Annotated in this window: 12 protein-coding genes; 2 read left to right on the top strand and 10 right to left on the bottom strand. The window is 52.5% G+C overall.

Annotated elements, in window-relative coordinates; translation table 11 throughout:
- Positions 1-135: 135 nt before the first annotated feature.
- The 10 genes from Dform_RS01255 to Dform_RS01210 all read right to left on the bottom strand — a co-directional run bounded on the left by Dform_RS01255 (position 136) and on the right by Dform_RS01210 (position 8,843).
- On the bottom strand, positions 136-831 hold the full coding sequence (locus Dform_RS01255; protein WP_076003411.1) for a DUF4386 domain-containing protein: 696 nt from the start codon (positions 829-831) through the stop codon (positions 136-138).
- Positions 832-872: 41 nt separating this feature from the next.
- On the bottom strand, positions 873-1,235 hold the full coding sequence (locus Dform_RS01250) for a hypothetical protein (protein WP_076003410.1): 363 nt from the start codon (positions 1,233-1,235) through the stop codon (positions 873-875).
- A gap of 18 nt (positions 1,236-1,253) precedes the next feature.
- Positions 1,254-2,234 (bottom strand): NAD(P)-dependent alcohol dehydrogenase, encoded by a 981-nt coding sequence (locus Dform_RS01245; protein ID WP_076003409.1) that lies wholly within the window; start codon positions 2,232-2,234, stop codon positions 1,254-1,256.
- Positions 2,235-2,245: 11 nt separating this feature from the next.
- Positions 2,246-2,980 (bottom strand): DUF4386 domain-containing protein, encoded by a 735-nt coding sequence (locus tag Dform_RS01240; RefSeq protein WP_076003408.1) that lies wholly within the window; start codon positions 2,978-2,980, stop codon positions 2,246-2,248.
- A complete protein-coding gene (locus Dform_RS01235; RefSeq protein ID WP_083635302.1) occupies positions 2,977-3,741 on the bottom strand; it encodes an NAD(P)-dependent oxidoreductase in 765 nt (254 codons plus the stop codon). The genes Dform_RS01240 and Dform_RS01235 overlap by 4 nt, the downstream gene beginning before the upstream one ends.
- An 18-nt stretch (positions 3,742-3,759) precedes the next feature.
- The gene (locus Dform_RS01230) at positions 3,760-4,449 is read right to left on the bottom strand and encodes a DUF4386 family protein (RefSeq protein WP_076003407.1); all 690 of its coding nucleotides are present in this window, start codon (positions 4,447-4,449) and stop codon (positions 3,760-3,762) included.
- A 36-nt stretch (positions 4,450-4,485) separates the two neighbouring features.
- Positions 4,486-4,911 carry a hypothetical protein gene (locus tag Dform_RS01225; RefSeq protein ID WP_076003406.1) on the bottom strand — a complete coding sequence of 142 codons (426 nt, stop codon included), beginning with the start codon at positions 4,909-4,911 and terminating at the stop codon, positions 4,486-4,488.
- Between the two features lie 50 nt (positions 4,912-4,961).
- A complete protein-coding gene (locus tag Dform_RS01220) occupies positions 4,962-5,234 on the bottom strand; it encodes a hypothetical protein (RefSeq protein WP_076005021.1) in 273 nt (90 codons plus the stop codon).
- A gap of 43 nt (positions 5,235-5,277) precedes the next feature.
- Positions 5,278-5,949, bottom strand: a complete 672-nt coding sequence (locus Dform_RS01215; protein ID WP_076003405.1) for a DUF4395 domain-containing protein — start codon at positions 5,947-5,949, stop codon at positions 5,278-5,280.
- Between the two features lie 179 nt (positions 5,950-6,128).
- Positions 6,129-8,843, bottom strand: coding sequence for a winged helix-turn-helix domain-containing protein (locus Dform_RS01210; RefSeq protein WP_076003404.1), 2,715 nt, complete (start codon positions 8,841-8,843; stop codon positions 6,129-6,131).
- Between the two features lie 471 nt (positions 8,844-9,314).
- On the opposite strand from Dform_RS01210, the gene Dform_RS01205 reads away from it, so the two are divergent.
- Together Dform_RS01205 and Dform_RS01200 are read left to right on the top strand one after the other, a co-directional pair.
- On the top strand, positions 9,315-10,691 hold the full coding sequence (locus tag Dform_RS01205) for a TldD/PmbA family protein (RefSeq protein WP_076003403.1): 1,377 nt from the start codon (positions 9,315-9,317) through the stop codon (positions 10,689-10,691).
- Positions 10,692-10,757: 66 nt separating this feature from the next.
- Positions 10,758-12,065 carry a TldD/PmbA family protein gene (locus Dform_RS01200; RefSeq protein ID WP_076003402.1) on the top strand — a complete coding sequence of 436 codons (1,308 nt, stop codon included), beginning with the start codon at positions 10,758-10,760 and terminating at the stop codon, positions 12,063-12,065.
- Positions 12,066-12,141 lie beyond the last annotated feature (76 nt).

Raw genomic sequence — 12,141 nt, 5'->3', positions numbered from 1 at the left:
TGACGAAGAGAGATAATATCATATCTGTAAAGGCCGTGTCAAGGGTCTAGAGCGTGTCACATCACACGTTCAGCCAATCGTAAAGACTCTTTTTAAGATAACAACAGCCCACACACATTTTTAGAAATTAGGTCTTTAGGATGCTTCCTGAACCGATGCCGGGGCGTAATGCCCTGTCCCTTTAAAAAGTAGCCATATAGCCAATCCGAATTCCGCTATAAAGCCGACAATCCAACTCGGATACGCCAGTGCCTTGTAATCAGGCAGGAGAAAATGTTGAACCACGGATATCGAAAGGGTAAAGAAATCCATGATCAACAACACGCCCAGGGCTTTCGGAAGAAAACCTGATTTGAATACCAGATATCCCAGGGGCAGGAGCCAGACAGCAAAGGGTATATTGGCGATGACTGAGCCCGCATGATAGAGATTGATGAGCAACGTAGCTTGTGCCCGGATCTGATCCGGTTGGAATGCGCCCGAATAATCGGCGCCGTTCAGAACCGTCATGCTGGCAAAGAGGCCAAGCGTACTGACGCATGATATTGCGAACCCTCCCAGGTTCAAGAGTAGGAAGAGCAAAGCCAAATTCTTATTAACTGGTTTCAAAAGACTGTACAAAGCCCCCGCCGCCAGCAGAAAAAAGACAAAAGAGAACAGGCTCGTCACCAGACCGATTCGGAACGATGACTCGTGAGCCATTATTTGGTTTATCGTTGCGGAAGCATCCGCGAAAACAAAGTTGCCGAATGCATTTGCGATTATCGAAGCAACGATATAAACGAGATAGAAGACCCCGGCTAGCCTCGCTGTTGCGTTGATCGAATTCATATAAATCTCCTTTGGATTTGAAGCTTATCGTGCGCAAGGCATTAACTGGACCAATTCCACGCGTAACGGATCGTTACAAGATTGAATACCATGCTGACCGCCAGCAGAAATTTATCGTACAACGATGGGTAAGAAGGCAAGCCGACCAGGTTGAACACAAAGAAGAAACCGGCGGCAATTATGTTAGCCCAGCGGCTCACAGGTTGAGGTAGCACCAGCGTAAAGAAAATCATCAGGATTGGGATCAACATCAACACTGCGATTCCAAGCCAGACCGACTGACCGAAATTCGTCGTGCCCGTCATTCTTGTAAAATCGCCGCTGCAGATGCGGATGACATCACCGTAAAGGAAGATTAAAGTAACGACACCCCAGATTACCGACAGAATTATTTTTGTATCCATACCTAGTCGCCCCCCATGTTATGCCGCGCCCATCGTGATCACGATTTTGCCCCTGGCGTGCCCCTCGCCTAAATACCGGAGCGCTTCCCCAATTTTATTCAGCGGGTAACGACGGTCTATCACGGGGAAAACGTTGCGGTTCTCGAGGAGTCCCTTTATGAAAGCCAGATCTCTTTGTTTGGGTCTTGAGGTCAGGGCAGTTATCTTCTTACCGGTTTTGCGCGACATGAATTTCCCCAGGATCATTGCCCGCATGATCTGAGATAATGATCCCCCCACCACGACGAAGATCCCCTCGGGAGTCAGGGCGCGTTTGTAAGCTGAAACCGGGCCATTCCCATTGGCGGCAAAGATGAGGTCATAGGTTTGCCCGCTTCTCGTGAAATCTTCTTTTGTGTAATCTATTACGTGGTCTGCGCCGAGTTTGCGGGCTTGTTCCACATTTCTGGTGCTGCACACTGCCGTGACTTCTGCTCCAAAAGATTTGGCAATCTGCACCGCGAAGGTTCCGACGCCGCCGGAGGCGCCGTTGATCAAAACCTTCTGACCGGCCTGAATGCATCCCGAATCACGTAGACCATGCAGGGCGGTGACCGCCGCCATTGGCGTTGCCGCCGCTTGTTCGAAATTTATGTTGGCCGGTTTCAAGACCAGTGCGCCTTCTTTCGCGCAGACGTATTCGGCAAAGCCGCCTGAGCCGCATTCGCACAGGTCCCCGAACACCTCATCACCGGGCTTGAATTGCTGCACGTTTTTCCCAACCGATTCGATGGTCCCGGCAACATCCTCTCCGGGTCTTGGGTTTTTCGGTCTGAAAAATCCTCCGCCCATCAATCGCACCAGGAAGAAGTCAGCCGTCAGTAGGTGCCAGTCATACGCATTTATCGACGCGGCATGAACCTTGATCAAGACTTCATCGTCCTTTGGGAGAGGCTTGGCGACATCAGTAAACTCGAGACCTTCGGGCGGCCCGTATTTTGTGCTTATAATTGCTTTCATGTTTATTCCTCCTATTTTGAATAAGCCAATGCTTTCTCATCCAATTTAGTTTTTATGGATTCAGAGCCAATTGCCGATTGATTGAATCCCTTGACCATCAGCCAGACCGCGAGAACCATTTCCTGTAAACCAATAGGGGCATTGAAAGCTGTGTTGACGGCGCTAAAGCCGAAATCGGAATTGAAGGTACTGTATAAGGTCGCCCCCAGGCACAACACAGCTCCCACAATGCCCCAGCCCGATAGCCAGCGTGGAATGAGCCGGGAACGGTAAAGAACCGTAGAGTAGAACATCGATCCAAGGGAGAAAGAGATCAATACAAAGCTACCGTGTGCCCACTCACGCAGATCAAGCAACGCACTGCCGGACGCTTGATAAGAGGATGCAGATGCAGCATTAGTGCTTACAAATTCATGGCTCAAATTGAATAGCGACAGAAGACCGAAGGTGCCCACGAGAACGAACACACCTTCGATAACCCGGAACACCACCGCGCTGATTGCCGAAGCCCTGTTGTATCTTTTCAAAAGAGGATATAGCACGATGGCGATTCCCGCGCCCGTGGCTGCCCACAAAAACTCGATAATGGCTGCGGCGGTCGTCTGACCGGGAATTCCAGCCAGTTGGTTGAGATAGTCGGGGGCGCTGAGAACCGAATTGACGAGTGACGGACCAATGATGCTGGTAGCGGTACAGAGTATGAACAATATGCCTGCTGTGATCGCGGTTTTCCGATATGTGTTCATTGATTTTCTCCTCTTTTATTCATTTCAATTAGACTTGCTCTATGAAACAACCTGGCGTTAGGATCACGCTGGAACTCCCTGGCGACGGGTGTGCGAAGGGCTGATGGTGCCCGGCATCCCACTATGGCCGGCGCTTCGTGAATGAGTTCGTCGTTCTCCAGGGCTGCCACCATGAACAGGGCAAAATCCACGCGGCGGGTCATATTGCTCTGAAGGATCGGATCGCCCACGTGGCGGCTCCACACGGGAAGGCCTTGGCTTTCACCCTCTTCCAGATCGCTGCCGCGAACGACGGTCCAGCGGGTATTACTGGCAAAAATCCGTCGACAGGCTTCAATCTGATCATCGATATCGGCGATGGGGATGATTCGCATGATCGCCCTAGTGATCTTTTCCTCCCGTTTTATCGAGGGTGGGTATACGTCCTTGCCATCGCGCGTAATATGCCAGCCGCACGAAAATATCAGACGAGCCTCAGGATCAGCACAATCAAGGACAGCCTGTGCGGTTCCTGACGAGTAGTGTTGTTTACCCCAGGGGACTAACACAGTGAGTACACCACCGCAGTTAGCAACGGCCTTCTTGATCACCTCGCGGTCGTTGGTTTTGCCGGGGATGACGGTAATTCGCCCCGCGAACTCAGCTAGTTTACTGACGCTGCCCTCCCGGCAGACTCCTACCACCTCATAACCACGGGCTAATGCATGTTGCACCATATATCTGCCAAGTTTTCCGGATGCGCCGATGATACAGATTTTCATTTTGCTCTCCTTTTTAATTTATGCTTCATAAATTTCATTCGAGGCTACCGGTTTCTGGCTCATTTTATTGCGCAGCAACAAAATCCCCAGCCAGACAAACCATACTATTTGACCCAGCCCAAACAACCCTACCATCGAATCGGTCGCCCCCGGTACGACCGAGATGATACCCACCGCACCGACAACAATTCCGATAATGTTCAAGGCTTTCGGAAACCCTCCGGTGCGCAGCGCCGCCAGGCTGACCAACAGTGTAAAAAGCCCGCCTAGGATTTCGCCGTTGCCATTGCCCAACCCATTTGCAACTGATTCGATTCCTTGCCAGGTTAAGGCGGCTTGACCTGGATCCGTGGCATAAAGCCCCACCACCGGGTCGATTCCCGCATTCGCAACCATGCCGCTGGCTATCAGTGAACCGGCCCATATGATCCCGATAGAAGCGGCCAGCTGCATGAGAGACTGCGCCCCGGACTTTAAACGGTTGTACAATGCTAATGACAGGACGATCAGAAAAACCCCGAAAAACACATACATCAGCAAATTGGTAGAGAAGATGATCCACTGGTTTTCAACAAGCGACGCTACTTTTTGGCCTGCGTCCGTGATACTTGGGAAGTCCAGGACGGCAAAAAAGATAATCATTCCGGCCAGGTAAGCGAGAGCCATGTACAGAGCCGCGAAACCGCCGAATTTCTGCAAGTTATTCATTTTTATCTCCTTTTTGTTAAAGATGAGTTGATCGGATTAGATTTCGACAACTGGGGTATTAGGTACAACGGTTGATTTCCACTGCCATGCATACCTGATAACCAAGGCATTAAAGAGTAGATATGCCGTCCCTAGGAGATACTGCCAGCCGGTATGAGCATCAACCAAAAACCCGAGATTGAATACTGCAAATACCAGAGCCGCAAGGATGCTCACCCAACGCATCACCTTTGCTGTCCCTGTCAGGGACAGGAAGATTAAACCAGCCTGGGCAATTGCTGTCGGTATTGCAACGAACAGTAATAAATTGTCTTCTGCTGGCTTGGAGATTCCCTGCATTAAAGATATGGCGTCTCCAAACGTCCAGAGTAAGAAATGCGCGGCCCACAGCCCTGCGAGGATTACTTTCACATTTACCTTCGCATCTTCTGGATTGTTTACTTTTGTTTTATTTTTGTTCACTGTTTTCTCCTTACTTTTGAACGATATCCACAGAATTTTATTGGAAATATTTATTTTCTTGCGTCTGAATGATCCACGTGACCATTTTCGATTGGAGTAACTGACACCAAGGACAGACCTAAATCACGTACTTTTTTCAATAATCCATGGAGAGATGATTGGTCGATCACTAGGCCGGTTAACAAGGTGTCGCCATTTTCTTCTTGAGTAATCGATAACCCTTGAAACCAGCCTTCCCATTGTGCGCCCAGATGACCTTTAACCCTGATTTGATAGACAACGGGTTGATCCGGAGTATTTCGGGCTTTTCTGTTGTACGTCATCAACGTGTTCCTCACTACCAACTTTCCGCGACCGAGTTATCTCTCATCGCGGCTCGCTCATCTCAGAGATTTGAGTAGATCCAAATAAATCAGTCGGGTTTGCGCTGAGGTGGCCGTTGAACAGTGCTGCGACAGAAGCCATGAATATGAAGAATCCGACGACGATTGCGACCTGCCCGGATGATGTCTTTTGTATTGGTTGCCTGATTTTTACGACGCATACATCGCCGGGGCAGTAACGGGTTTTCTTTTTGTTAAACTTGCCGTAAAACATGCACCCCAGGCAGATCCCGAACACGGATTCGAAAAAAGTGAATATCATGCATGTCCAGCAGATGAGGCCGGTTATGAAGCTGTAAGAATTCATTAGCACCATTAGGAGGAACATGATCGTCGCCAGGACCCAACCTATCGTCCAGGCAAATTTTTTTTGAGCGGCGCCGACGTACTCCGGGGTTTGCCGCCCAACGATCAGGCGTCCGATTATTAGGGAGGGCGCAAATTTAGGATTGAAAAAGATTCTGCTTGAAAAATCGACAACAAACGCAGTGATCACGTACTTGATCAAGAGAAAATTTTCATCGAACACTATCGACATGAAAGCCATGAACATGAACAGAAAAAGAATCCCTGCTGATGCCCTGATTTCACGTTCATTGAGAACAGGAACTTCGTAACCTTCCACCCTTTCTCCAAACATCTTCTCTTTAGCCATATTTCCTCCGCTCAACTTATCGCGCAGAAAGAATATTGCCCTGACGGTGTTGGGGAACAGACACTTTGGTGTTGATTGGAGGTGTTGATTTTAAAAACGAAAAGAGGGAGCCCGAACAGAATTGGAGGTGGAAATAATTTGACCCGTTACTTAACGGATGCCCGAATAATCAGGGCTGATTAAAGGAGACCCAGTTCGCGGGCCCGTGCTATGGCTTCGGTCCGTCTCTGGACCTGGAGTTTGCCGAAAATCCGGCTGTTGTGACCTTTGATTGTGTCGAGGGCGAGGAATGCTCTTTGGCCGATTTCCCTGTTTGAAAGACCCTGCGCCATGAGCCTTAGGATTTCCAATTCGCGTTGGCTTAGTGGCTCGATCAGGACACCGGCAGACGGGTTCGTAAATGCAGCGTGTTTCTCTCCACCCCTGTGCGTGTCCGCTTCGAATGCGGCCAGCAGCTTTCCAACATAATCCGGCATCATCCGTCGGGCAGCCGCCTCGGACAATAATCGGGCCATTGGCGGGCCTTCATCCACAAAAATCCGGATGAAACCGCCGGTTTCCGCGAGTTCCAGAGCACTCCTCAACGAATCAATCGCTTTGCCGTCCTTTGATTCGGCGGAAACCAACGCCTGGAGGATCAGGATTTTTATGGCCTCGTAAACCCAACCGGCTTTTTGGGCAGCCGGGAGCAGGCGGGCAAGCAAAGTTGAGGCTTGGCTCAAATTGTCAGTTTTGTCAGCACTGGAAGAAGCGTTCCTGGCGCGTGCCAGGAGTACCCGCGCCAGATTGATGTGATGCAGATCGTAGTGATAGCTTAGCTCGCTATCAACGGTCAATCCGCTGGATTCCGCCCACCGGTTCAGGTCATCTAAGCGGCTTTGGACCAGCTTTAATCGTACTCGGCAATCGTCCAGTTCGCAGCAAACAAACGGATCGGTCGGCATTTTTCTTGCTAACTCTTCGGCTCTCTGAAATGAGGCATCTGCGTCCCGCCAATTGTTCTGCGCTAGTTGAAACCTAATCAACATTGCGTACGCATCCACCAGAAGATCGGGATGGCCCAATTGGAGGCATTGCTCCAAACCCTGCAACAACCAATGTTCGGCGCCGGCCAGATCGTTTTTTTCACGTAAAACGTCACCAAGTTTAACCTTGGGGAAGCCGGCGATTGGTGGTTGCTGACCACCGTCTAACGTAGCATATTCAATACCTTCGTGATATACGCGGATAGCTTCTCCCAGCTTTCCTTGCTTAACTAGCTGCATGCCCACATAGCAGGCCGGGGAAACGGCCAATAAAGGGAAGTTGTGGTCTAAGGCCATGGGGATAGCTGCCTGAAACGCCTGTTGTGTAGCAATAACGTTACCCTCACCCCAATACGCTCCACCCAATGCCATAGCTGTCCATCGGCGCATATAGTCGCCCTCAGGCAACTGTTGCATTGCCGCCTTCGCCATTGCCAAGACCCGGGGTATATCGCCGAACGTAAGAGCATAATGAGCGCGAATGGTAGAAATATAGCCCGCGAGACGGGTTGCCTCAGCTTCAAGCATGTTGGACTTCGGAAGGGCTTGCTCAGCCAGCAGCAGACGCTCTTCGATTCGCTCGCGCGGCCCGATCCAATGCCACGCCAGAGCCTGATACACGTACAACCAAGGTCTGACTTTCATGACTGGTTCGGGTAAAGTCTCCAACCACCTACCCAAAATGACCAGGTTGGTCTGCCCGTGCACCCTTTGTGCGAAACGTTGGATTAGATCGGCTGTGTAGTCCCAATCAAGGCTAGCGAAGGCATGTGAAACGGCTTCCTCAATCAGATTTTCGTTCTCAAACCATATGCTGGCCTGGAGATGCAATTTTGACACCAGTGTCGGGCTTGTCTGTTCCAGACGATGGCGTAGCAATTCCGCAAAAAGATGGTGATAACGGTACCACCGGCGCTCGTTATCCAGGGCAACCAAAAACAGGTTCGCGCGTTCGAGATTCTCCAAAGTAGATTGCCCGCTGGCACACGGATTAGGATTAACGGCGTCGCATAGAGGTCCGCTTAAACGCTCTAATATCGACGTGTTCATCAAGAACCTCTGAATGGATTCAGATTGCTTTTGAAGGACCTCCTCAAGCAGATAATCCAAAACGAAACGGTTGCTGCCCGTGAAAGACTGGATAAAGCTGGAGGCGTCGGTGCGCCCCTGCATCGAAAGGGCCGCAAGCTGCAAACCAGCAATCCAACCTTCAGTGCGGGTTTCGAGTGCTTGGATATTTTCAATCGAAAGATTTAAACCCATAACTCGGTTTAGGAACTCGGATGCTTCAGCCGGAGTAAACCTCAGGTCGCCGGCGCGCAGTTCGGTTAACTGGTTGCGAACCCGCAAACGTGCCAGAGGTAACGATGGATCCTCTCGGCTTGCAATGACGAGGTGCATATGTGCGGGAAGGTGTTCGATAAGAAAATTGGTTGCCTCATCTACCGGTTTGGAATCAAGAAGGTAGTAATCATCAAAAACGAGAACGAATCTATCTTCAACAGAGGTAATTTCATTGAGGAGGGTGGTAAGAATCGATTCGATTGAGGGTGGTTGGGGAGCCTGGAGCGCTACCAATGACTGGCCCCCAATCTTTGGGAAAATGGTTTGTAAAGCCGCGATTAAATACGAAAGAAAAGAAATTGGATCGTTATCCCTTGCGTCAAGCGACAACCAGGCGACCGGTCGCCCGCAACCGGAGACCCATTCGCTGACCAGCGTGGTCTTACCGAAGCCAGCCGGAGCCGAGATAAGGGTTAACTTCCGATGCAGCCCATTGTTTAGTAGCTCGATAAGGTGGGGACGCAGAACGACCTTGGGCGGAGGACGTGGCACATACAGTTTGGTAGCTAAAATCTGGATAGACATATATCAAAATTTCCAATGTATTGTAGGTGTAAAATGCAGGTTCCGCAATATATTGTTTAGAATAAAGTCGGCCTTCATGGCTGTAAAAAGATTCCTCCAAAAACGACACGAAACGCTTGACAGACTAAGAAACACCCGTGCTATAATTCCCGCGTGGATAAATTAGCACACCTGTACCGCTACAGCTGTCCTCTCGCCTTTGTTCGGCATACGGCCCGGAGAATGAGTGATTCGTCTACGTTCGTGGACGATTTGTTTTCGAAAACAAATCATACGATTGACCCAAAGCTGATTTCGGATGATTCGTTTCAGAAAAAAGAGTTTTGAAAGTCCAAAAAAAACAAATTTCTCAATTACGTTGTGTAGGAATTACCACAAACTGATAAGCGTTAACTGTCAACTGAAAACAGCGTTGATTGACACTCCGCCAACGCCGCTCTACACTTTAAGTATCCCCATTAAGGAATGAATATGCCGAACATTGACGCCATCGCCGAACACCTCTCCGGCAAGTTGAAGGCCTACCGCGCCGACCACATAGAGGTCCATCTCGAAGAAGCCGAGGCTTCCGCCATCAGTTACCGCGGCCGCGAACTGGAGACCGCCACCCGCAGCCGGGATGCCGGCGGCAACGTGCGCGCCCTGGTCAATGGCGGCTGGGGTTTCGTCACTTTCAACTCCCTGGAGAAAATCGAGAAGCGCATCGAGCAGGCGGTGACGCAGGCCCGGCTGGCTGGCAAGGGCAAGAGCGAGTTTGCCCCCGTCGCCAAAGCTTCCGCCGAAGTCAATATCGATGCCAAACACGACCCCCGGCGGGTGAGCCTCTCGGATAAAAAAGCCATCCTCGACGAGTACAACCAGGCTCTCTGGGCTGTTTCCAGCCTTCAGACGACGACAATCGGCTACGGCGATTCCGTCCGGCGGTACATCCTGGTCAATTCGGACGGGTCGCTCATCAAGCAGGAACGGGCTGATGTCACCCTCCGCGTGAACGCCGTCGCCGCCGGCAACGGCGAGGTCCAGCAGTCAGGCATCTCGATGGGTTCGCGTGGCGATTTCAACGAGATCAAAAACCTTCATGGAAAGGTCACCGAGACCGCCGAGCGCGCCGTAGGCTTGCTCAAGGCGCCTCAGGCCAAGGGGGGAGAGTACACCGTCGTCCTCGATCCGGTGCTGGCCGGCGTCTTCGTCCACGAGGCTTTCGGCCACCTGTCCGAGGCCGACCACATCTACGAGAACCCGCAGCTCAAAGAGGTCATGGTCCTGGGGCGCGAGTTCGGCGGTCCGCACTTGAACATCATCGACGATGCCACGATAGACAACCTGCGCGGCACCTACGCCTACGATGACGAGGGCACGCCGGCTCAAAGGGTGCATCTGATCCGGGAGGGCAGGCTCACCGGGCGCCTTCATTCCCGCGAGACCGCCGCCAAAATGGGCGAAAAGCCGTCCGGCAATGCCCGGGCCATCTCTTTCCGCCACCCGCCCATCGTGCGCATGGCCAACACCTTCATCGAGCCCCGGGACGTGTCCTTCGATTCTATGATCGCCGATATCAAAGAAGGTATCTACGCCCGCAACTGGTATGGCGGCACCACCTCGATGGAGATGTTCACCTTCTCCGCCGGCGAGGCGTTCATGATTAGGAATGGCAAGGTCGAGGAGCTTCTCAGGCCGGTCGTCCTGTCCGGCAACGTCTTCGAGACGCTTAAACGCATCGACGCCATCGGCAACGACCTGGACATGAACCAGGGCGGCGGCTGCGGCAAGGGCGGCCAGTCTCCCCTGCCCGTCTCCAACGGCTCACCGCATATCCGCATCCAGAAATGCCTGGTAGGAGGCCGGTAAGACGATGGGTGGGGAATGTAGGGGCGACGCAAGCGTCGCCCTTCAATACCTTGAAAGAAGAGAAACATGAACCTAAATTTCGAACAACTCCTGGAAAAAGCGGCCAAGGTCGCCCAGCAGGCGGATGTCTTTATCGTCGACAGCGAGGAAACGCCGGTCCACTTCGAGGCCAACCGCCTCAAGTCTTTGCAGACCCGCCAGAGTTCCAGCGCCGCCCTGCGCATCATCAAGGACGGCAGGCTGGGTTTTGCCGTTTCGACCCGCCCCGATGACAACGACAAACTCCTTGAGATGGCTGTCGAAACTTCGAAATTCGGCCAGGCGGTGGATTTCGAACTGCCCGCCCCGGTCACGTATCCTGAAGTCAACACCTTCGACGAGGCTGTGCTCAAGGTGCCGACATCAAAAATGGTGGAACTCGGCGAGAAAATGATCGCGGCCATCCTCGAGAAGCACCCCGACGTGCTGTGCGACGGCGGCGTCGAGACGGCCCAGGTCTCGGTGCGGGTGATGAACTCACGCGGCGTCGATACCCGCTACCGCAAGACGGTCATGGGGTTTGGCATCCAGGGCACCCGCGTCCGGGGCACCGACATGCTATTTGTGGGCGACGACCTGGATGATTCCAGGGTCATCGACAATCCCGACGAGGTTATCCAAAACACGCTGACCCAGCTCGAAAGGGCCGGCAAAAACGTGACCGTCCGCTCCGGCGACCTGCCGGTTATCTTCACTCCGTCGGGAGTGGCCAGCGCTTTCATCCCCGCCCTGGCCAGCGCCTTCAACGGCAAGGTCGTACTTGAAGGAGCGTCTCCTTTAGCCAAACGGCTTGGCGAGATTGCCTTCGACGAGAAATTGTCGATCTACGACGACGCGACGATTCCGATGCGCCCCACCTCCCACCCCTCTGACGACGAAGGGGTACCGAGCCGGCGCACCCCGCTTATCGAGAACGGCCGCGTCGCCAATTTCTATTACGACCTGAAAACCGCCGCCAAGGCGGGCAAAAAGAGCACCGGCAACGGCAGCCGGGGGCGGGGCGGCGCTCCTTCGCCTTCGATCAACGCCCTGGTCGTAGATCCGGGAATTGTTTCCTTTGATTCTCTGCTTGCAGATATCAAAGAGGGCCTGGTCGTCGAATACCTCATGGGCGCCGAACAGGGCAACGTCCTGGGCGGCGATTTCTCCGGCAACGTCCTCTTGGGCTACAAGGTCGAAAACGGCAGGATCGTCGGCCGGGTGAAGGACACCGTGGTGGCGGGCAACGTTTACAAGCTTTTGTCGAATATCACCCTCGCCTCCGACGCCCGCTGGCAGGGCGGCGTCTTCACCCCTTCTATCTTCTGCCCGTCCGTACCTGTCGCCGCCAAATAAAAACCGGTAGGGGCGGGTTTTTAACCCGCCCGCCCCAGGGGTGGGGTGGGGCGGCATTGGATTATTGGTATTATCG

Origin of the sequence: Dehalogenimonas formicexedens (assembly GCF_001953175.1) — a bacterium.
GTDB classification, from domain to species: domain Bacteria; phylum Chloroflexota; class Dehalococcoidia; order Dehalococcoidales; family Dehalococcoidaceae; genus Dehalogenimonas; species Dehalogenimonas formicexedens.
This window is presented reverse-complemented; position numbering and strand designations above follow the sequence as displayed.